Consider the following 20,480-nt stretch of genomic DNA (forward strand, 5'->3'; position numbering starts at 1 on the left):
TACACCTTTATTTGGAAACGAATCCTCCTTACGATGGAAGTGCAGTACTTATACCGATCCTTGGGAAGAGGGGGAATGCGCCTTTTTGTGATATCGCTTACATTGGTATATTGAACAGAATTCGTAAACCGTGCCGCGGGGCTCACCACGACAACTCTGCCAGATGTAAGAAAGGGAGAAATCTTGAATCTGAAAGGAGAATGAATGACGTGAAAAGCCAAAGACGCATCATCACATGGATATGTATCGTCGCTATGTTCGCCACAACTTTCTTCACTTCAGCGGGGTGGACCGCACCTGTTCAGGCGGCAGGAGGGGCGAACCTGGCTGCGGGCAAACCCGCGACAGAATCCGGGCACGCCGATGTGTATCCCGCCTCCAACGTCACAGATGGCGATGCCAATACGTATTGGGAAAGCACGAATCAAGCTTTTCCCGGGTGGGTGCAAATCGATCTCGGCAGCACGGTTCAAATTGATCAGGTCGTCTTGAAGCTGCCTTCCAGTTGGGAAAGCCGGACACAAACTTTATCCGTGCAAGGCAGCACCAACGGGTCGAGCTTCACCGATCTGAAGGCTTCCGCCAGCTATACCTTTGACCCGGCTTCGGCCAATACGGTGACGATCAACTTTACAGCAGCCAGCGTTCGGTACGTGCGGATTCACATTACGGCCAATACCGTCTGGCCGGCGGGTCAACTCTCCGAAGTGGAGGTGTACGGCGCTGCACCAGCCGCGCCTTCCGTGATTCCGGGCAAGATTGAGGCGGAAAATTACTCCGCGATGAACGGCATTCAGACCGAACCTACCACGGATACGGGCGGCGGCCTGAACGTCGGCTGGATTCATGTCGGAGATTGGCTGGACTATAACGTCAACGTCGTTAGTGCGGGCACCTATACCGTCGAGTACCGGGTTGCGAGCAATGCAAGTACAGGCGAAATCCAGCTGAAGTCCGGTGGAACGACGCTGGCTACAACGACGGTGCCCAACACCGGAGGGTGGCAAAATTGGCAGACCGTGACGGCCACCGTGACGTTAAATGCCGGAACGCAAACTCTTCGCGTCTATGCCAGCGGTTATGATTTTAATATGAACTGGATCCAATTTACCCAGGGAAGCTCCGCAGATACGCAGCCGCCGACGGCTCCGACCAACCTGGCCTTCACTCAACCGACCTCCGGCTCGATCAAGCTGACTTGGAACGCCGCAACGGATAACGTAGGCGTAACCGGGTACGACATCTACGCCAACGGTCAGCTTCGCGACAGCGTCAACGGATCGACGCTGACTTATACAGACTCGCAGCCGGCGAATGTTACCGTCTCTTACTATGTCGTCGCCAAGGATGCGGCCGGTAACGTTTCGCCGCCAAGCAATACCGTGACGCGGAACGGCTCCGGAGGAGAAGCCGGAACCAATCTCGCCATCGGCAAGACGATTACCGCGTCCTCCTCAACGTATATTTTTGTTGCCGCCAATGCCAACGATAACGACGTCTCGACCTATTGGGAAGGCAACGGCCATCCGAGTACGCTCACTGTAGATCTGGGTGCCAATGCCAACATTACGTCGATTGTCCTGAAGCTGAACCCTTCCAGCGAATGGGCAACACGTACCCAAACCATCCAAGTGCTGGGCCATGATCAAAATTCCACAACCTTTACGAACCTGGTTTCAGCCGCTTCCTATACGTTTAATCCTACTACACAGAACACGGTCACCATCCCCGTCAGCGCCACGGTAAGCCAAGTGCAGCTGCGGTTTACGGCCAATTCCGGGGCCCCCGGCGGGCAAGTGGCGGAGTTCCAGATCTTTGGAACACCTGCACCCAATCCGGATCTGACCGTAACCAATCTCTCCTGGTCGCCGGCCTCTCCGGATGAGACCCAAGCCGTTACACTCAACGCGGTGGTCCGTAATGCGGGGACCGTGGCATCCGGCGCTACGAATGTGAACTTCTACTTAGGAAGCACCCTTGTTGGTACGGCTCCCGTTAGTGCGCTTGCCCCTGGTGCAACGGCGAACGTCTCCACCACAATTGATGCAAAAGACGCTGGTTCTTACGCCGTGATCGCCAAGGTGGATGAGGACAACGCGGTTTTTGAAACCGATGAAGCGAACAACACCTACACGCATCCCACGCCGCTCACGATCAACCAGGTACAAAGCTCCGACCTGATCGCAACCGCGGCTTGGACGCCTTCGAATCCGAGCGCAGGCAATACCGTCACCTTTACCGTGAACCTGAAAAACCAAGGCACGATCGCTTCCGCCGGCGGAGCGCACCCGATCACCTTAGAACTGAAGAACAGCTCGGGGACAACCGTACGAACGCTAAACGGTTCCTATAGCGGGACGCTTGCTCCGGGAGCATCCGTCAGTGTGACGATGGGAACGTGGACTGCAGTGGACGGCAGCTACACGGTAACGACAACGGTAGCTGACGATGCCAACGAGGTCGCAGTGAAGCGGAACAACAACAGCAGCACTGTCAGCTTATATTCCGGTCGAGGGGCTAACATGCCATTTACCGTGCTGGAGGCCGAAGCTCCTTCGAACAGCACCAATGGAACGCGGCTGGCGCCGAACTTTACGCCGGGTGATTTTGCCGGTGAAGCCTCCGGACGTTCGGCCGTTTATCTGGATGCCACAGGCGAGTACGTGGAGTTTACGCTGACCCAGCCGGCCAATGCGTTTGTGCTCCGGAATGCCGTAGCTGAGAATACCAACGGTACGATCAGTATCTATGTGAACGGCGTGGATAAAGGCAATTTTACCGTGACTTCCAAATTCTCTTACGTGTACGCCACACCTTCCACGCTTGGAGAACTAGGGTACAATAACTCCGGCTCTAAGGCTTACTGGCTGTACGAAGACTCCCAGCTCTTGCTCGACCAAGTCTATCCGGCTGGCACGAAAATCCGAATCCAGAAGGATGCTGGGGACGTTCCCTGGATTTACGTAGATATGATCGAGACGGAGAACGTAGCGCCGCCGGCCTCAAATCCGGATCCTAGCAAATATGTTGAAGTTTCGACGACGAAATCGATTGAACAAGCGCTGAACGAGTTCCGCCAGGATCCGTCCAAGAAAGGGATTTTCATTCCGGCTGGGGAGTGGACGATTTCGTCGAAGATTTTCCTGTACGGCCGGGCAACGGAAATCATTGGAGCCGGTCCTTGGCACACCAAGCTGGTTGCACCGCAAAATCAAACGAACACCGACGTTGGGTTTAACATCAGCTCCACCGCAAACGGATCCACGATCAAGGACTTGTCCGCCTGGGGGAACTACGTCTACCGTCAGGACGGTCCAGGCAAGTTCATTGACGGGAACGGCATGCAGAACGTCAGCATTGAGAACATTTGGGCCGAGCATTTCGTTTGCCTGTATTGGGGCGTGAACTCTTCCTACAATACCTTCAAGAATAACCGGATTAAAAATATGTTCGCCGACGGCATCAACATGACCAACGGCTCTTCCTACAACGTGATCGACAACAACTATGCCCGCGGTACGGGCGACGACGCATTTGCATTGTTTAGCGCAATTGACGCCGGCGGCTCGTACAATGTGGGGAACAAGTACACGAACCTCACCGCCGTCAACGTACGCCGGGCTGCCGCCTTCGCCGTCTACGGCGGCCAGAACAACCTGTTCCAGAACCTGTATGGCGCGGATACGCTCACTTACCCCGGCGTCACTATCAGCAGCTTAAGCTTCGGCTATAATACGCTGGGCTTCGGAGACCAAGATACCGTCATCGACGGCGTCACACTGGACCGTACCGGCGGTGATTTCTGGACCAGCGTCGGAGCGGACGACAAGATTAACGATTATCAGAACTTCGGGGCGATCTGGTTCTTCGGCGGAGACCGGGACTTCAAGAATATCCTGGTGAAGAACGTGGACATCAATAATCCGGTGTACTTCGGCTTGATGTTCCAATCCAAATCGCCGGAGAATCTGCCGATGCAGAACGTACGGCTAGAAAACATCACGATCAACAACCCAACCCGCTACGGGATTAAGCTGGTCGTGAGAGCGGAACAAGGCCAAGGACCTGTTGTTGGCGAAGCCCGCTTCACCAATGTTAGGGTCAACAATCCGGGAATCACGGCCATCTATGGCGAGAACCAGACGCCGAATTTCAATGTGATTCGGGTTTCGGGCAATAACTGGTGATCCCAAAAAAGCACACAAAGGCGGTACCTGTCCAATGACGGGTGCCGCCTCTGTGCTGAAGGAACGGGATAATTATGAAAAAGTCGATCAGGAGAGAGATTCCTGACTTAAATCGGCAGCAGCTTCATGCGATCCTGCGCTTTCAGGCCTTCCACCATGTCGTACCACGCTTGCGGCTTGTTCGGCAGCACCGTGTAATACCGCTCCAGGAATTGCACGATCAGCGCCGTTTCCAGGCTGTCATCGTTGCCGTCCATCGGCAGGAAGCAAAGATCCAGCCCGCTGACCGCTTCTCCGTCATTGTTCCAGGACGGATGCACGTACGGAAAGTCCAGGCGCATGTACCCGAGGTGGGACAACACTTCGCGGCGTACGTATGGATCCATCGGCTTCACGCCGCCGAATTCGTGATGCTCCACCCGGTAAGGATTGTAGATTTCCGCGAACATCCCGCGCAGCTTCTTCCCGTTCGCCTCCGCCAAAGCGTGCAAATCGCGCAGCCGGCGATCCGCCAGGAACCGACCAATGCCAAGCCCGGCTTGGCCGATAATCGTGAAGTCGGTCATCGCCACGTTGAAGTCCTCATAATAACGGTACTCCGTCGCCCCAACAACCTGACCTTCGTGCACCGCGACGAAGACGCGAATGCCGGGGTCTTCCAGCGGCTCTTTCCATAGATCAAATTCCAGCACTTCCTCCGGCGGGAATACGTTTTGCATCAGCTGATGCATCGATTTGAACAAAGGATCCTGAATATTCGTGATTCGGATATATTCCATAACCTTATAACGCCTCCTATTCAAAATTGCGCTGGAGAAACGGATTTCTCCATTCCATCAATGCGGCGTAATTCCGCGATTCCTCATCTTCCAGATAATCACGAACGACCGTGACCGGCGTACGGCCGCAGCGCAGCAGGAAGGTGATCACCGGATCCTTCAGCTCACCTCTCACAACGGCGTTCAGATATTGCTCTGCCGTCATTTCCGCCGCGTACTTATGGTAGCCCGGCATTCTGCCGCCGCCCAGCAAACGCTGGAGGCCTTGGTGCACCACCAGCTCATACATGGACAACATCAGCCATTTGCCTAGGCCCCATTGCCGGTAGGACGGCCGGACGCTGATATCCACGACGTACAGCGTGTTCCCATCGGGGCGGTGGTTGCGGATGTACCCGTTATCGGTGATGTCCGCCCAAGAATGCTCCGGCTTGCCGGGGTCGAAATCGACCTTAAGCCCGGTCATGGAGCCTGCCAGCTCCCCGTTGACTTCGACGCATAACGCGCCTTCCGGGAACAACCGCACATGGTTGCTTAGCTGTTCCTCGTTCCACCATAATTCCGAAGGAAAAGGAGGCGGGAAGCTCTCCTGCTGAATGCGGATCAACCCCGGAAAATCCTTCTCTTCGTAGTTCCGAATCACGGCCGGCACCGGCCGACCCTGATCATTAAACACGTACCATTCTTTACGATACATCGCGTCTCTCCTCCATGGGCAGCCTGCGTTCTGCTTGGTTTAGTTCCAGTCGGTGTACAGATCGGTCCGACGATCTCGCCAGGTGGTGACGGAGCCTTTCTCCCGAACCTGATAGAGCAGCTCCAAATCCAGATCGGCGGTAACGATCATATCGTCATTGATCTCGCCTTCCACCAAAATGCCGCGCGGCGGAAACGGTACGTCGTTTGGCGTGATGACCGCCGCCTGCCCGAAGTTGCCCCGCATGAAGTCCACCGTCGGCAGCGATCCGACCGTCCCCGTGGTGACGATGTACACCTGGTTCTCGACCGCTCTCGCATGGCAGCAGTAACGAACTCGATGGAAGCCATGGCGGTCGTCCGTGCAGGATGGACAGAAAATGACGTCCGCGCCTTTCGCTTTGGCCATCCGGACGATCTCCGGAAACTCGATGTCATAACAAGTCAACATGGCGATTTTGCCCTTGTCGGTTTCAAACACTTCCAGGCCGTCGCCCGGCGTCATGTTCCATTCCGTCACTTCGGTAGGCGTAATGTGCAGCTTGGCTTGCTCCGCGATTCGCCCATCGGGATAAAACAGATGCGCCACGTTGTACAACCGGTCGCCTTTGCGCAGCACATGCGTGCCGCCGATGATATGCATTCCGGTCTGCCGAGCCAATCCGCTAAACAGAGTGCGGTATTGCTCTGTAAAATCCGGCAGCTCCTGGATGGTCAACGCTCTGCCGTCCGGCGAGCCGATCGACATCAGCTGCGTGGTAAAAAACTCGGGGAACAGCACGAAATCCGAGCTGAACTCCTCCGCGGTTTTGATATAGTGTTCGGCCTGACGGGCGAACTCGTCAAAGCTGCCAATCGTATGCAGATGATATTGGACAGCGGATACTCTTAATTTCATGGGGCTCCCCTTCCTTTTCTTGTTCCGTCTTCGTAAATTTCATCATAAAGTCAGCAAGAATGCAATTCCGTCGCCCTGCCGTGAACCCATCTCATAGATGAACCGGGAGACCGCCTCCCAACACGATCTCTTGTTCCGTCACGACGGATTCATAAGCCAAAATCCGCACCCCTTGCCGGGAGGCCTCTTCCAAGGCGTCCGCAAAGGCCGGATCCATGTCCCGGTAAGGCGTAAATTCGCGGCATCCCTGCATTTGCACCACAAAAAGCACCGTCCCGGTGTATCCTTCCTGAACGGCCTTAGCCAACTCCAACACATGTTTGGTTCCCCGCGCCGTTGGGGCATCTGGGAACATAGCAATACATTCCTGCTGGAGCGTGACGCCTTTGACCTCGATGAACCCTCGTTCCTCGTCTTTTTCGTAGTAGAGATCAAACCGGGAATCGCCGTAGGTGACTTCCCGCTTCACGCAACTGACCAGCCCGATCTCCGCGATCCGCCCTGCCTTCAGTGCCTCGAACGCTACCGGATTTGGCGCTTGCGAATCGACGTTCACCCAGCCTCCGTCCTTGGCAGCCGCAATCAAGGAATATTTCGTCTTCCGCTCGGGCCGATCAGAAACCTCCAGCAGAACCTCTGTATCCGTTAGCAGGAGCTCCTTCAGCCGACCGGTATTTTTCACATGCACCTGTTCCAAGGCACCGTCCACCACAACCTCGGCGATAAACCGGTTCACCCGCCGCTGGAGCTGTCCGTGTACGATGTTCCCATACTTCATCTTTCTTCACTTCCCTTAGGGATTACCAAGCCGCGATCATGCCGTCCGTCCGGGATTCCGTCCCGCCGGCCAGCACGCCGGTTTGCGGATCCCGCCAAATGATTTGGCCGCGTCCGAAGCCTCCTCCGTCCGGCATCACTTCGATGGCATGCCCCTTTTGCCGGAGCGCCTCGATGAGCTCGCCCGGAAACTCCGGCTCTACCTGCACCTTCTTGCCGCCAACCCATTGCCAACGCGGGACATCCAGTGCCGCTTGAGGATTCAGCCGGTAATCCACCGTATTCATGATAACCTGCATATGGCCTTGTGGCTGCATGTAGCCGCCCATCACCCCAAACGGTCCGACCGCTTCTCCATCCTTGGTCAGAAACCCGGGGATGATCGTGTGATACGTCCGTTTCCCCGGCTTCACGAAGTTTGGATGCCGTTCATCCAACGAGAAGTCGGCCCCGCGATTTTGCAGACTAATTCCCGTCCCGGGGATCACGATACCCGAGCCAAAACCCATATAGTTGCTTTGAATATAGGACACCATATTGCCTTCCTCATCAGCCGCAGCCAAATAGACGGTCCCGCCCTTCGGCAGATCCATGGGTTTCGGGTCAAGCGCCGTGTCGCAGATCTCTTGGGTCCGTGACGAGGCGTATTCCCGGGACAACAGATATTCGGTCGAGACCGGCATATCCGCCGGCTCCGTGATCCAGGCCTGGCCATCCGTAAACGCGAACTTGAGCGCCTCGATCTGACGATGCACTGTCTCCGCGGAGAGCCACTCGGGCTGCCCCAGCTGCTCATAGATATTTAAGGCCATCAACGCGACCATCCCCTGCCCGTTCGGCGGAATCTCCCAAACCTCATAGCCCCGGTAATTCGCCGAAATCGGCTCAACCCACTCCGGCCGGTAGGCAGACAAATCGGATTTTCTTAAAAAACCGCCATGCTCTACCATAAAGTCGTCGATCCGCTGGGCCAGCTCCCCTTCGTAAAAATCCCGCGCCTCACTGGCAGCAATCCGGCGCAAACTCTCCGCATGACCTTTCGAACTCCACACTTCCCCGATCTCGGGAGCCCGTCCTTGCGGAGCGAAGGTGTGGAACCAGGCTTCGAACTCCGGTCCCTCCTGTTTGCGGTACGCCTGGTAAGCCCTCGCCCAATATTTGCCCAAGATCGGCGTCAGGGGGTACCCTTCCTCGGCATACCGGATCGCCGGCTTCAAGCTCTCCGTCAAAGGACGTCTGCCGAACTTCTCGGCCAGCTCCGCCCAAGCCGCGGGGACTCCGGGGACCGTGATCGGCACCAGCCCCAGCTTGGGCATTTGCTCATGTCCCCGCCGCTTCACGGCCTCGGCCGTCAGCAGGGCCGGCGCCGGCCCGGAGGCGTTCAAGCCGTGGAGCTTCCCCTTCGTCCAGACGAGGGCAAACGCATCCCCGCCAATCCCGTTGGAGGTCGGCTCGACGACCGTCAGCGCCGCCGCAGCCGCAATCGCGGCATCAATGGCGTTCCCCCCTTGCTGCAGGATCTCAAGCCCGGCCTGTGCCGCCAATGGCTGGGACGTAGCTACCATTCCTTTTTTCGCGAATACGGTATAACGCTTGGACGCAAACGGGTGATGCAAGTAATCCATTGACCTCACTCCTTTGGCTTAGGGTTCATGCAGAAGTGTCTAGGTGCAATGTAGTCTTATCTCATGCTGGTATAATAACATAGAACATTTCGCAGGAATAGAACGGTACAAAAAAGACCCCCATAGCACCATCAGACGAACGTTCTCCAGGTAGGCCGCGTCCACACTCACCATATCCTTGTATCCGTTCAGAGTCACATTTTCCTTAGTTATCGGCAGCTGTTCAAGGGAAATTTGGATATACGGCTTACCCCAATGATTCTTCACATCGGTAAAGCTTACCGTATCGCGCCTAGGACTTTGCCTTCGGGCATACGGCTTGCAAACGCCGCCAGGATGTCCTTGTCGTCGGATTTGTCGGTCAAGGTGATCTTGAAGCTGATATCCTCGGGTTTCAGGTTGTTTGCGGCAAGCAAGTCCGTCAGCCCCGGAATCAGACCTAATCGCCGCCAGCTTTGTTATCATTGGCCATCGATCCGTATCAAGGAACAACTTGTAAAGGGCATTCCACCACAAACCGTGGTATAATAGCCTCTGGCATAAACGATAGGAATGAAAGTTCCTCGTTTGATGCGGGTGGGAGAGGGATATTTTGAAAGTGTGATTTCATCATGAAAGGAGTTTTTAAGCTTAAGCAACACCAAACGAACGTGAGAAGAGAGCTTGTCGCTGGATTGACCTCGTTCTTCTCTATCGTGTACATTATCGCCGTCAACGCCAACATCCTGAAGGATGCAGGAATTCCGCTGGAGGCCGGGATTATGGCCACCGTGCTGTCTTCGCTTGTCGGCTGTTTGCTGGTCGCGTTCGTTGCGAACGCACCGTTAATTCTCGTCCCCGGCATGGGGATCAACGCCTTGTTTACTTATACGATTGTAGGTTCGATGGGACTCAGCTACCAAGAAGCCTTGGGCGCAACGGTGCTTGCGGGCATCCTGTTCGTCGTGGTTGCCTTTACGGGCTTGTCTTCCCTGATCTCCAGGGCCATTCCGGCTTCCCTGAAGGAATCGATTTCCGTGGGAATCGGACTGTTCATTGCCTTCATCGGCTTGCAGAAGAGCGGCATTGTCACCGGCAACACCAGTCACTTTGTGGCGCTCGGCGACTTATCGGCGCCGCTGGTTCTAGCTTCGATCATCAACCTGATCGTTACGCTGTTCCTGTTCTTGAAGAAGGTTCCGGGGAATTTTCTGATCAGCATTATTTTAGGGACACTGGTGGCTTGGTTGTTCGGAATCGTTGACTTGGGATCGTTCGCATCCGCATCGCTGTCGTTTCAAAGCTACAGTGACGTCTGGATGAGCGCAGACCTCCGCCATATCGCCAGCGTACCGTTCTTGACGGCTTGTTTCTCACTGGTGCTGGTGCTGGTCTTCGAAAATATCGGGCTTGTCCACTCGCAAGTGGATGGCATGCTGAATGCTCCGGAGAAGAACGGGAAATCGATGAAAGCCGTATCGATTTCCGCAATGGCTTGCGGCCTCTTGGGCACTAGCCCAACGGTTTCGACGGTCGAGACAGCTGCCGGCATTACCGCAGGCGGAAGAACCGGGTTAACTTCGGTGACGACCGGGCTGTTGTTCCTGGGCGCACTGTTCTTTATGCCCTTGATCAAAATGATCCCGGACGCCGCAATCGCCCCGATCTTGATCATCATCGGCGGACTGATGCTGACGAATATTACGAAGATCGATTTCAGCGATTTTTCCGAGGCGTTCCCTGCGTTTCTTGTGATTCTGATGATCCCTTTAACGTATAGCATTGTTGACGGCATTGCTTTTGGCTTTATCGCTTATCCGCTGCTCAAGATGTTTTCGAAGAAGCGGGAACAGCTGTCGATCTCCATGTTCGTCATCTCGTTCCTGTTCCTGGCTAACTTCCTGCTGCAGTCGGTTTTATAAAATAATCATTCATGAAAAAAAGTCGATCAGGATATACTCCTGACCGACTTTTTCTATTTATGTTATGGCCTCATCGGATCATTAATCATGTTCCCGCAAAACGGGCGAACGCCGCGATACAATCCAGCGTACCTTTCGGGGAGGCAAAAGCTGCGAAATCGCGGTTATACAAGCGGAACGGTTCGCTGACCAGATCGGTTCGGCCTCCAGCCGCTATATTGTCAACAATTAAATTGCAAAAAATATATATTCTTTTTGAATCATCTGCTATGATGAAGGTAAACCCTATAAATAAAGCCAATCGAGGTGCATCGTCTTGGAAACGAATGAGCAAAACTTGAAATTGGGGGAACATCTTTGTTTTTCGCTATACGCTTGCTCCCGGGCCATCCTGCGGATGTACCGCCCTTATTTAGATGAGCTGGAACTGACCTATCCGCAGTATCTGGTCTTGGTCACCTTATGGGAGAAGGAGAAGAGCACTATTAAAGAGCTCGGAGAAGCTTTGGATCTAGACACCGGCACCTTAACGCCTTTGCTCAAGCGGATGGAAGCTGCCGGACTCATTGAACGACAACGCGATTCCATAGACGAGCGCGTGGTAAATGTGCTGATCACGCCGAAGGGGAAGGCGCTGCAAGCGAAAGCGGCCTGCGTTCCGCAGTCACTGATTGACGCCACAGATATGAATCTCGAGGAGATCAACCAGCTCAATGACAGCATCAATCTGCTGCTGCAGCAAGTGAATGCCGCCGCTAGAAAATAAAAGGTCAAACTAGAGATTGAATATGGATATAAGCCATCAGCTCAGCGATTCCTTGATATTGGATCCTGAGCTTTTCATTGAGCTTCTCAAGCGCAACCTGGAAGGAACGATCGATTTTGGACAACCGGAACATGTCCAGGTCCTGCAATAGCTCCCGCAGATTCTCGATATAATATACCGTTCTGCGCAAACTGCTGATCACCAGAATCTTCCGCAATTCAGTCACCGAATAGATCCGATACCCGCTGACCGGATGCCGGGTCGAGGTAATCAGCCCCTCCTTCTCCCAGTGCCGAATAGCGGAAGGATTTACTCCCGCCAGCTCCGCCACCTTCCCGATCGTCATCGCATTTGTCAGCTTCCGGTTCTTATACATCCCGAAGTCCGCATGGCGAACCATCGTTAACAACTCCTCCACCCGCTGCTTCTCATCTTCAACCTGGGACAGTTGATGATTAATCAGCCACAGAGCTTCCATGACGCGGCCGGCCTTGATTTTCCGCATCACTTCATAGACGACGGGAATTTCATAACCCGCTAACAAGGACCGGATGGCGACAAAGGCTTGGTAATGCACCTTCGTATAGATTCTATGGTTGCCTGCCGTTCTCAAGACCTCAGGAATCAACCCTTGTTTCTCATATCTTCTCAACGTTGTTGTGCTAATATTCAACCGCTCAGCGATTTGTCCAGGCGTATAAGTCTCTTCCATAACCTCACCCCTTACTTTAAGTAAAACCTTCAAGTGCTACGTTAATTTGTTGGTCTAAAATCACTATAACATCGGGGATTCCATGCGACAAAACCGAAAGATTGCATGAATGTTATATCCTGTAGGTATCACATGTAAGGGAGCGATCTGAATGAGTCAAATCAAGCTTGTCACTCTATCCGACGGTTCAACGTTAGAGGTCGGCCTGACCGGGAAACCCAGTGGCCCTATCCTCATGTTGCCCATCGCCAAAAAATCCGTCACCGGCCAAGAAGCGGAAAGTCTTAAAATGTGGGGCGTCGACCCCGAGCTAGGAAAACATTTCGTGGAGGGCTTGTCTGATTTGTTCCAGGTGCTGCATTTTGATTATGAAGGCCATAGGTTTCAGCATTACCAGCCCGATCGGTTGACAGCGGAGTATATCGCACTTGATTTCTTGCATATCGCTGATCAAATGGGAGTCGATACGTTCAGCTACTACGGCTATTCCTGGTTAGCCTTAGCCGGCCTGCAGCTGGCGCTCCGGACAAATCGATTGGAGAGCTTAATCATGGGAGGATTCCCGCCTTATGAAGGACCTTACCGGGAGATGTTGACGGTCACCGCCAAAACCCATGAACAGGCGCTGCAACCGTCCTCGTCCTCGTCTACGGAGGAACAATTTCAGGACTTCGTTAGCCCGGAAGAATATGATTGGGATCAGGTGCAGGTGACATTAGATCCGGCGCAAACAAAGCAATTTCTGACCCTGTACCAAAGCTTGTCCGATTTCGATGACACGTCTGTACACGACAATCTCACGTTTCCCAAGCTTACCTTCGCCGGCGAAGCGGACCGAATCGTGTATGGCGAGAACTTTGGCAGTGTGACCGTTGATATCGCAGGGGCTTTACGTAAGAATGAACAAACCTTGCGCCAGCTCGGCTGGGATGTGGCCATTTTACCGGGGAACGCGATGGACCATACGAAAGCCATGCAGCCTGAGACCGTACTTCCCTTGATTAAGCCCTGGCTGGCTACTAACTTGTTGAAATAAACAAAGGTTGCCGCCCTCAATGCCCCTTCTCACGCCTCTTTCCCACCATTATCCCTTTCGTTCAGTGCTTGCTTGCATGACCTGATGCAACGGGATAATCCTCAAGGGAGGGCGCAAAAAATAAAGAGCTAACCGCAGATTGACCACGGCTTAGCTCTTTTCTAATCACCTAGATGAAATTATGATACTGAAGCTTCTTGCTTGGTTCCCGACAATCCAAGGGCCAGCGCAGTTGATTGTTGTAGAGTACGGAAGAGTTCCGGGTTCTCCGACAGCGACAAGCCGTACGAAGGAATCATCTCTTTGATCTTCGGCTTCCAAGCTTCGAGGTGCTGCGGGAAGCATTTCTCAATAACCTCCAGCATGACGTGCACCGCAGTCGAAGCTCCCGGGGAAGCGCCAAGCAAGGCGGCAATCGAGCCATCCGCAGCGCTGACAACCTCGGTGCCGAATTGCAACGTGCCTTTTCCGCCTTCCACCGTATCCTTGATGACCTGCACCCGCTGACCGGCGACGATCAGATCCCAATCCTCGCTCTTGGCCCCTGGGACAAAATCCCGCAGTTCCTCCATCCGTTGTTCCTTCGACAACATAAGCTGCCCAATCAGGTATTTGGTTAACGCGATCTCTTTGACCCCCGCCGCCAGCATCGTCAGAAGGTTATGCGGCTTAACAGAGGTGATCAGATCAAACATGGATCCAGTCTTGAGGAACTTCGGCGAAAAACCGGCAAACGGTCCGAACAACAGCGATTTCTTGTTGTCGATGAACCGGGTGTCCAGATGGGGAACGGACATCGGCGGTGCTCCCACCGAAGCTTTGCCGTAAACTTTGGCATGATGCTGTTCCACCACTTCCGGATTGTTGCACACCATAAACAATCCGCTGACCGGGAAGCCTCCAATCCGCTTGCCTTCCGGGATGCCGGATTTTTGCAGCAAATGCAAGCTCCCGCCGCCGGCACCGATGAAGACGAATTTGGCGGTATGGCGCTTGGTGGCACCGCTGTTCAAGTCTTTTACCTTCAATTCCCACAACCCGTCCGGCGTCCGTTTCAGCTTCTTCACGCTGTGCTTGTAGCGGATGTCCACGCCTTTATCCTTCAAATGATTCAGCAACATCCGCGTCAAGGCGCCGAAGTTGACGTCCGTACCCGAATCGATCTTCGTCGCCGCAATCGGCTCGTCAGTCTTCCGATCCTTCATCATCAGAGGAACCCATTCTCTGAGTTTCCCCGGGTCCTGGGTGAACTCCATCCCTTGGAACAGCGGATGGGCAGACATCGCTTCATAACGTCTTCTCAGAAATTTGACGTTCTGCTCCCCGCGCACATAGCTCATATGAGGCAGCGGCATGATGAAATCCTGCGGATTTCGGATCAGTTGGCGCTGAACCAGATAAGCCCAGAACTGTCTGGATACCTGGAACTGTTCATTCACCTTAATTGCTTTGCTAATATCAACGGTTCCGTCCGACCGCTCGGTGGTATAATTCAATTCGCACAGAGCCGCATGACCGGTTCCCGCATTATTCCACTCGTTTGAGCTTTCCTCCCCTGCCCGCGCAAGTTGTTCAAACACCGTGATGTTCCAGTCCGGCGCCAATTCCTTCAGCAGGGTCCCCAACGTCGCACTCATAATTCCGGCACCAATCAAAATAACATCTGTACTTGTTTGTCCGTGATTCATGTTTACCGTCCCTTATGACCTTATTTTGCTGAAAGGATGTAAGCGCTCTCGATTTGTCCTCGCTTCAAACTTCGAGACGAGCTGGCCCACACCTTTTCCGTAATTATTGATCTAATTCAAGTGTAACAACAATAGTGAGGGATTGAAATATTTATTTCTTAGATATTAATAATTGATTTTTTTAAGCCATCCAAAAAGAACTTATCGGTTAAATCCTCCAATTTTATTCTTTTTCGATATATACACCTCATTTATTAATAAATATTTATTGATTATCAATAAAAAACATGCTAAATTAACCTCACACTAATCCTACGCGAGGTGCTGTTGTGATATGAAACGTGAACAAGGCTCTACCCTGTTCTTAAGGGGCGTCGTATTCCTGATGGGCATCGCGATCCTTGCCGTCTGCGTCTTCGGGGTCCCTGAGGTTGCCAAAGAAATGGTGGAATATTATCCGCCATACATCTATCTGACCCTGCTTATTCCGATGTATGCTTCGGCCATTCCGTTCTTCTTTGCGCTTTACCAGACGCTGAAGCTGCTAAGCTATATCGATAAAAATACGGCTTTCTCCGAAGCCTCGGTGAAGGCTTTAAAGAGCATTCGAAACTGCGCGATCGCCATCTGTATCTTGTATGCGGTCATTTTGCCGATTCTGTTGATTATTGCGGAGAAGGATGACGCACCGGGACTCGCCGCGATCGGACTGGTCATCTGTTTCGCTTCGCTCGTCATCGCCGTCTTTGCCGCCGTGCTTCAAAGGCTCTTAAGAAATGCCATCGACATCAAATCGGAAAACGATTTAACGATCTGAGGTGAGGAATCCATGGCCGTAATTATCAATCTTGATGTCATGCTGGCAAAACGGAAAATGAGCGTCACGGAGCTTTCGGAGAAAGTGGGCATTACGATGGCGAATCTGTCGATTCTGAAAAACGGGAAGGCCAAGGCCATTCGGTTCTCCACGCTGGAGGCGATATGCAAGGCGCTGGATTGCCAGCCCGGAGATATTTTGGAGTATCGAGATGATGAAGAGTAGCTCAAATTCGATACAAAATAAAAGGGTGTCCTCTATGGGCGTACAATTGGGATATGCTCTGCAACAGTTGGTTCGCTTTGGTTGGCAACAAGCGTTGTCCTGCGTTTTTCCCGTCGTCATCTTCGCTTCGCTGGCTTTAACGCAGTGGTTTCCTCTCCCCTGGCTGCCCCGCTATGACTGGCTGCTGATCATCTGCCTCGCCATGCAGGTATGGATGGTTCGTTCTGGACTGGAAACCCGCGACGAATTGAAGGTTATTACTGTATTCCACCTGATCGGCTTGGCGCTGGAGTTGTTTAAGGTGCATATGGGGTCTTGGTCGTATCCCGAGGAGGGTTGGACGAAGGTGAACGGCGTTCCCCTCTACAGCGGGTTTATGTATGCGAGTGTGGCCAGTTATCTGTGCCAGGCCTGGCGGCGCCTGAAGGTGGATCTCGTTCGCTTTCCCCCGCTCTGGCTGGTCGTCCCGCTTGCTGCCTCCATTTACCTGAATTTCTTCACTCATCATTATTGGATCGATGTTCGGTGGTGGCTGTCGGCGCTGGTGCTGATCGTCTTCTGGCGGACTTGGGTCACCTATGAGGTCGGCGGCAAGCCTTACCGGATGCCGTTAACCCTTTCGTTTGTACTGATCGGGTTCTTCATTTGGATCGCGGAGAATGTCGCCACCTTCTTTAGCGCCTGGAGGTATCCAAACCAATCCGACGGCTGGCATCTCGTCCATCTTGGCAAGATCAGCTCTTGGCTGCTGCTGGTCATTATCAGTTTCCTGATTGTGGCGGCATTAAAGCGGGTGAAGGGGCGGAAGACACAATGAAAGACCATCCTAAATGGATGGCCTTTTCCATTAACCGCATAAGCTAACAGTCCAGTCTCTTATCTTAGGTTGCTCCATAAAAATCGAGGGATTCGGCCTAATGCGCCCGGTAGGACGCTAAGATGCTCTTCCCCGGCAAATTCGTTGAGCACGGTATACACCTTTCGCTTCGAAAGCTCCTCCATACATTGAGCTGCCTTCTTCGCTCCCTCGACCATATCGGGAAGCTCCTCTGCTCCAATCGCCAGCATGAGATGAATGGGATGCTCTCCGCACCAGGCTTCCTTCAATCGCTCCAACTGCCTCAGCACTTCGTATTCTCCCCACCAGACTGATGGGCTGATGGCTACATAATGAGAGTATAACCGCGGTCTTATTGCTAAGGCATACAGTGTCAGCAACCCTCCAAGTGAATGCCCAACCACAGCTTGCCTTGTTGAATCGATGGGCCACTCCTTCCCTACCCACGGCATGAGATCTTGTTCCAGAAAGTCAAGGAACGCATCCGCTTCACCATAAGGCGGCCAAGCTTCACCACCGGGACGTACCGGCAACGTTTCAGGCGCAACAGGCAGCGTGAAGTCGCGGCAACGTCGGTGCATATCATAGGGAACTTTTGATGGGTAAGCAATCCCAACAACCAAGATTGGATCGTATCCCTTGGGTTTGCGCGTCTGCAGCTTGACGGTTTCAGCCAACGTCTGAAAGAGCGCATCTCCATCCAGTGTATAGACAACGCCATACCCGCCTTCCGGGGGAGGATCTGCTGGAGCCGCAATAAGGATCCGGTATTCACTGCCTGCCTTAGATGACATGAGGAACTCAAAGCATCGCTCCGGTTGGTAAGGAATCCTCGTGATCGTCGTCATGGCGCAAGGAAACCAACCACATCGTCAATGACTTTTCCTTGGGCAATCAAACCGCCGCTCAGCCAGTAATCGCTATTGGTTTCATAGACATGCCCTGCTTTCACGGCTGGAACGGTCTGCCACAACGAACTTTTCTTCAGTTCCTTCAGATATGCATCCCCCTGGTTGCCGTCATTGGCCAGGAAGATATAATCTGCATCCAGCTCAGGCAGGATTTCAAGGGAGACTTGAAAAGCGCCATCCTTCACCAAAGTGCTCTGTTCAAAACCAAGCTCGTGATTCATGACATAACCGCTGTAATACTGATTATTCATAAAGAACATGCCTTTGGCGTTAAAACGGATAATCGCCGCCTTTTTACCTTCTACCAGGGTGGACAATTTTTCGCGTGTGCTAGCGACCTTGTCGTTATACTCTTTTAAAGCCTCTTCGGCCTCACCGGACTTGTCTAACAGTTCCCCCAAAATTTGAATTGAGCTGCTTAGATCGGTGGCTGCGTTCTCGAACACATAGGTTGGGGCAATTTTGGATAATTGCTCGTAACCGCCTTTCTCCGCGTAAGCTTGATTATTCAGAATAATCAAATCAGGTTCCAGCGCCATAATAGCTTCTGGCGAAGGCATACCTCCAGCGAAGCTGATCTGTGGCACATCTCCCAGTTGATCCTGCAAGTACAACTGAGGTTCGACGCCGTTGGACCATTGGACCACCGGTTTTACTCCTAGCACTAGCAGAGAATCCTCCATCATCGGGGCAAAAATTCTAACCGGTTTTGACGGAATCGTGACTTCGTGTCCGAGCTCATCCGTAACTGTGAGAGGATAAACCTGCGCTTGATCCTCTGCTGATGAATCAGAGACGGCGGCTGCACTTCCTTCTCCGTCTGACGCCTTCGCGGACTCTGCTACGGAACTAACCTGGCTCCCCTCGCCCTCGGTTTTACTCGAGCCACATGCGGGAAGAACCGTTACAACAGCCAGTAGCAGGACTGACAAACCTATCGACTTGATCATACTCAAGTATGGATTCACAGCTTTTGAGCTGTTCATATTTACCCATAACCCCTTTCTCATTGATAATCAATCTCAATAAGATGATTATAATGAGAGGCTCCCCCCTAGGCCATGGACAGTTCAAGGAGGGGAGATTGGACTTTTTCCGGTTAACATCAATACCCCATCCTCCAGCATTCGATTCACCGCGATCGCGGAATACTCAAACCAAGGATTGGACGGGATCTGATATAATTGCCCCTTCTTTACGGCGTTCAGCCGCTGCCACGAGGGATCGTGCTGCAAGGTTAGCCAATGTACGCGTGTAGCCGCATCCGGGCAAACTAAGAGGAACAACCGGTCAGGGTTCAGCTCTTGGAGTTGTTCCCGAGAAATCGGCTCGTTACATAACCCAAGCTGTTTAGGGATGGTATGTAAAGCCAGATCTTGATACAACACATCCCGTATCCCCCGATTACTGTACAGGAACATCTGATCTTCGCATAATCGTAAGGTCACGGTCAGCTCCTTCCGGGATGCGGAACCCATGGTTTTTCTAGCTTGGTCTACCCGCTGCTCATAATCTGCAATCCAGCTCTCGCCTTTCTTCTGTTCCCCAAGCGCTGAGGCCATCTCCATGAGCTGTCCTTTCCAATCCCTCGATTCGATCGGGATCAGTTCAACGCCGTTTGCTCTAAGCTCACTAGCCATATGTTGCGATAACGGCTCAATGAAGAATAAGCAATCGGGTTTGGCCTGGACTAGCATTCTGATGTTCTTCGCTTCCGTCTCCAAATGTGAGCAATCCAAATGTACCTGAATCTCGTTCTGATAGTATATGTAATAGTAAGGGGTCCACTTCGGATCAATAGGAGCCGCTACAGGAACGATGCCAAGAGCGAGCAAGTTCCCCATGGCCCCGACAGATATCACCGCAATCCGTTTGCGCCAGTTCTTCCGATAAGCGGAAGGCGACTCCCCAACTTCCTTCTTGAACTTTTTGCTCAAATAAAATTCATCGCTGTATCCGGCAAGCTTGGCAATATCGCGTAAACACATATCCGTCTCACGAAGCAACTGCTTGACTCTCCCGATCCGCAAGTCCGTAAGATAATCCATGACATTTTGCTGGTAGGCGTTCTTGAACGCTTCTCCAAAATAGTTTGGACTCAAGCCAGTTAACTGCGCCAGATCGTCAATCGACAACGGTTCATGGTAATGATCCGCCATATATTCCCGAATATCTTTTAACGACATGCGCGTCAAGTCTACCTCTTTCATCGATTATGCCCCCCTGGACCAGATATCCATCCGCTTTATTCTGGCATTAGTATAAAATTACTGATAATGATTATCAATATCATTTTGTCGGTTTCAAAGAAATAGAGCACCTCCAGTAGGTGCTCGTCTCTTTTGAACGCAAACTATGTACTTTGTTACACTCTAACGTCAAAATGACCTTCACTATCCGTGGTAGCGGTCTGGTCACACTCCTTGTTTTCGTCGTCATCTAGCTGCCGCGTCACGCACCAAAGGCAACCGCGGTTGCTTTGCCGATCCCCCGGGCTGCTCCGGTGATGATCGCAACTTTTCCTTTTAAGGATTGTGCCATTTTCTTTGGCTCCTCTCTTTTTTGGTCTTCACTCCTCCCTTATTATACTGCACTCGGACAGGCAAACGTAAATACGAAGAAGC

The 20,480-nt window shown here is 52.7% G+C and carries 18 protein-coding genes and 1 pseudogene; 7 read left to right on the forward strand and 12 right to left on the reverse strand.

Annotated elements, in window-relative coordinates; genetic code table 11:
• Positions 1–200: 200 nt before the first annotated feature.
• Positions 201–4,187, forward strand: a complete 3,987-nt coding sequence (locus tag NSQ80_RS20935) for a carbohydrate-binding protein (RefSeq protein WP_339300731.1) — start codon at positions 201–203, stop codon at positions 4,185–4,187.
• Between the two features lie 107 nt (positions 4,188–4,294).
• On the opposite strand, the gene NSQ80_RS20940 is transcribed toward NSQ80_RS20935, so the two are convergent.
• The 6 genes from NSQ80_RS20940 to NSQ80_RS20965 form a co-directional block, all read right to left on the reverse strand.
• Positions 4,295–4,966, reverse strand: a complete 672-nt coding sequence (locus tag NSQ80_RS20940) for a hypothetical protein (RefSeq protein ID WP_009223435.1) — start codon at positions 4,964–4,966, stop codon at positions 4,295–4,297.
• Positions 4,967–4,982: 16 nt separating this feature from the next.
• Positions 4,983–5,663 (reverse strand): GNAT family N-acetyltransferase, encoded by a 681-nt coding sequence (locus NSQ80_RS20945; protein WP_009223434.1) that lies wholly within the window; start codon positions 5,661–5,663, stop codon positions 4,983–4,985.
• 39 nt (positions 5,664–5,702) lie between these two features.
• Positions 5,703–6,560 (reverse strand): carbon-nitrogen hydrolase family protein, encoded by an 858-nt coding sequence (locus NSQ80_RS20950; protein ID WP_009223433.1) that lies wholly within the window; start codon positions 6,558–6,560, stop codon positions 5,703–5,705.
• Between the two features lie 91 nt (positions 6,561–6,651).
• A complete protein-coding gene (gene sfsA, locus NSQ80_RS20955; protein ID WP_260070421.1) occupies positions 6,652–7,338 on the reverse strand; it encodes a DNA/RNA nuclease SfsA in 687 nt (228 codons plus the stop codon).
• Between the two features lie 22 nt (positions 7,339–7,360).
• Entirely contained in the window at positions 7,361–8,962 is a 1,602-nt protein-coding gene (locus NSQ80_RS20960; RefSeq protein ID WP_323078249.1) for a gamma-glutamyltransferase family protein, read from the reverse strand.
• 278 nt (positions 8,963–9,240) lie between these two features.
• The gene (locus NSQ80_RS20965; protein ID WP_198136150.1) at positions 9,241–9,378 is read right to left on the reverse strand and encodes a hypothetical protein; all 138 of its coding nucleotides are present in this window, start codon (positions 9,376–9,378) and stop codon (positions 9,241–9,243) included.
• Between the two features lie 195 nt (positions 9,379–9,573).
• On the opposite strand from NSQ80_RS20965, the gene NSQ80_RS20970 reads away from it, so the two are divergent.
• A complete protein-coding gene (locus NSQ80_RS20970) occupies positions 9,574–10,863 on the forward strand; it encodes an NCS2 family permease (RefSeq protein ID WP_009223428.1) in 1,290 nt (429 codons plus the stop codon).
• A gap of 100 nt (positions 10,864–10,963) precedes the next feature.
• Here NSQ80_RS20970 and NSQ80_RS20975 read toward each other — a convergent pair.
• Positions 10,964–11,077, reverse strand: a pseudogene (locus NSQ80_RS20975) (alpha/beta hydrolase); the annotation flags it as partial.
• 102 nt (positions 11,078–11,179) lie between these two features.
• On the opposite strand from NSQ80_RS20975, the gene NSQ80_RS20980 reads away from it, so the two are divergent.
• Positions 11,180–11,629, forward strand: a complete 450-nt coding sequence (locus tag NSQ80_RS20980; protein ID WP_009223426.1) for a MarR family transcriptional regulator — start codon at positions 11,180–11,182, stop codon at positions 11,627–11,629.
• A 4-nt stretch (positions 11,630–11,633) separates the two neighbouring features.
• Here the strand turns inward: NSQ80_RS20980 and NSQ80_RS20985 are convergent, their stop codons facing one another.
• Positions 11,634–12,341, reverse strand: a complete 708-nt coding sequence (locus NSQ80_RS20985; RefSeq protein WP_339300734.1) for a MerR family DNA-binding transcriptional regulator — start codon at positions 12,339–12,341, stop codon at positions 11,634–11,636.
• Between the two features lie 151 nt (positions 12,342–12,492).
• Here NSQ80_RS20985 and NSQ80_RS20990 point away from each other — a divergent pair, with 151 nt between their 5' ends.
• Positions 12,493–13,377 (forward strand): alpha/beta hydrolase, encoded by an 885-nt coding sequence (locus tag NSQ80_RS20990; RefSeq protein ID WP_323078255.1) that lies wholly within the window; start codon positions 12,493–12,495, stop codon positions 13,375–13,377.
• A gap of 179 nt (positions 13,378–13,556) precedes the next feature.
• On the opposite strand, the gene NSQ80_RS20995 is transcribed toward NSQ80_RS20990, so the two are convergent.
• Positions 13,557–15,065 carry a malate:quinone oxidoreductase gene (locus tag NSQ80_RS20995; protein ID WP_260070425.1) on the reverse strand — a complete coding sequence of 503 codons (1,509 nt, stop codon included), beginning with the start codon at positions 15,063–15,065 and terminating at the stop codon, positions 13,557–13,559.
• 334 nt (positions 15,066–15,399) lie between these two features.
• Here NSQ80_RS20995 and NSQ80_RS21000 point away from each other — a divergent pair, with 334 nt between their 5' ends.
• Genes NSQ80_RS21000 through NSQ80_RS21010 form a run of 3 tightly spaced genes read left to right on the forward strand, consistent with a single transcriptional unit; the run spans position 15,400 to position 16,924 of the window.
• Positions 15,400–15,882 carry a DUF2975 domain-containing protein gene (locus NSQ80_RS21000; RefSeq protein WP_009223423.1) on the forward strand — a complete coding sequence of 161 codons (483 nt, stop codon included), beginning with the start codon at positions 15,400–15,402 and terminating at the stop codon, positions 15,880–15,882.
• 12 nt (positions 15,883–15,894) lie between these two features.
• Entirely contained in the window at positions 15,895–16,107 is a 213-nt protein-coding gene (locus NSQ80_RS21005; RefSeq protein WP_009223422.1) for a helix-turn-helix transcriptional regulator, read from the forward strand.
• A 34-nt stretch (positions 16,108–16,141) separates the two neighbouring features.
• A complete protein-coding gene (locus NSQ80_RS21010; RefSeq protein WP_323078259.1) occupies positions 16,142–16,924 on the forward strand; it encodes a DUF817 domain-containing protein in 783 nt (260 codons plus the stop codon).
• Positions 16,925–16,983: 59 nt separating this feature from the next.
• Here the strand turns inward: NSQ80_RS21010 and NSQ80_RS21015 are convergent, their stop codons facing one another.
• The 3 genes from NSQ80_RS21015 to NSQ80_RS21025 form a co-directional block, all read right to left on the reverse strand.
• Positions 16,984–17,793 carry an alpha/beta hydrolase-fold protein gene (locus NSQ80_RS21015; RefSeq protein WP_323078261.1) on the reverse strand — a complete coding sequence of 270 codons (810 nt, stop codon included), beginning with the start codon at positions 17,791–17,793 and terminating at the stop codon, positions 16,984–16,986.
• Entirely contained in the window at positions 17,790–18,806 is a 1,017-nt protein-coding gene (locus tag NSQ80_RS21020; RefSeq protein ID WP_339302200.1) for an ABC transporter substrate-binding protein, read from the reverse strand. The genes NSQ80_RS21015 and NSQ80_RS21020 overlap by 4 nt, the downstream gene beginning before the upstream one ends.
• A 120-nt stretch (positions 18,807–18,926) precedes the next feature.
• Positions 18,927–20,066: a helix-turn-helix domain-containing protein gene (locus NSQ80_RS21025; RefSeq protein ID WP_339300740.1), complete on the reverse strand. Its 1,140-nt coding sequence runs from the start codon at positions 20,064–20,066 to the stop codon at positions 18,927–18,929.
• Positions 20,067–20,480 lie beyond the last annotated feature (414 nt).

Origin of the sequence: Paenibacillus sp. FSL K6-2441 (genome assembly GCF_037964765.1) — a bacterium.
Lineage (GTDB): Bacteria > Bacillota > Bacilli > Paenibacillales > Paenibacillaceae > Fontibacillus > Fontibacillus phoenicis.

What these genes read in the sequence shown, in the direction of transcription:
- NSQ80_RS20940 (WP_009223435.1), bottom strand. Translation starts at nt 4,966, where the DNA reads ATGGAATATATCCGAATCACGAATATTCAGGATCCTTTGTTCAAATCG.
- NSQ80_RS21020 (WP_339302200.1), bottom strand. Translation starts at nt 18,806, where the DNA reads ATGATCAAGTCGATAGGTTTGTCAGTCCTGCTACTGGCTGTTGTAACG.
- NSQ80_RS21000 (WP_009223423.1), top strand. Translation starts at nt 15,400, where the DNA reads ATGAAACGTGAACAAGGCTCTACCCTGTTCTTAAGGGGCGTCGTATTC.
- NSQ80_RS21005 (WP_009223422.1), top strand. Translation starts at nt 15,895, where the DNA reads ATGGCCGTAATTATCAATCTTGATGTCATGCTGGCAAAACGGAAAATG.
- sfsA (WP_260070421.1), bottom strand. Translation starts at nt 7,338, where the DNA reads ATGAAGTATGGGAACATCGTACACGGACAGCTCCAGCGGCGGGTGAAC.
- NSQ80_RS20945 (WP_009223434.1), bottom strand. Translation starts at nt 5,663, where the DNA reads ATGTATCGTAAAGAATGGTACGTGTTTAATGATCAGGGTCGGCCGGTG.
- NSQ80_RS20970 (WP_009223428.1), top strand. Translation starts at nt 9,574, where the DNA reads ATGAAAGGAGTTTTTAAGCTTAAGCAACACCAAACGAACGTGAGAAGA.
- NSQ80_RS20990 (WP_323078255.1), top strand. Translation starts at nt 12,493, where the DNA reads ATGAGTCAAATCAAGCTTGTCACTCTATCCGACGGTTCAACGTTAGAG.
- NSQ80_RS20950 (WP_009223433.1), bottom strand. Translation starts at nt 6,560, where the DNA reads ATGAAATTAAGAGTATCCGCTGTCCAATATCATCTGCATACGATTGGC.
- NSQ80_RS21010 (WP_323078259.1), top strand. Translation starts at nt 16,142, where the DNA reads ATGGGCGTACAATTGGGATATGCTCTGCAACAGTTGGTTCGCTTTGGT.
- NSQ80_RS20995 (WP_260070425.1), bottom strand. Translation starts at nt 15,065, where the DNA reads ATGAATCACGGACAAACAAGTACAGATGTTATTTTGATTGGTGCCGGA.
- NSQ80_RS20985 (WP_339300734.1), bottom strand. Translation starts at nt 12,341, where the DNA reads ATGGAAGAGACTTATACGCCTGGACAAATCGCTGAGCGGTTGAATATT.
- NSQ80_RS20935 (WP_339300731.1), top strand. Translation starts at nt 201, where the DNA reads ATGAATGACGTGAAAAGCCAAAGACGCATCATCACATGGATATGTATC.
- NSQ80_RS20960 (WP_323078249.1), bottom strand. Translation starts at nt 8,962, where the DNA reads ATGGATTACTTGCATCACCCGTTTGCGTCCAAGCGTTATACCGTATTC.
- NSQ80_RS21015 (WP_323078261.1), bottom strand. Translation starts at nt 17,793, where the DNA reads ATGACGACGATCACGAGGATTCCTTACCAACCGGAGCGATGCTTTGAG.
- NSQ80_RS21025 (WP_339300740.1), bottom strand. Translation starts at nt 20,066, where the DNA reads ATGAAAGAGGTAGACTTGACGCGCATGTCGTTAAAAGATATTCGGGAA.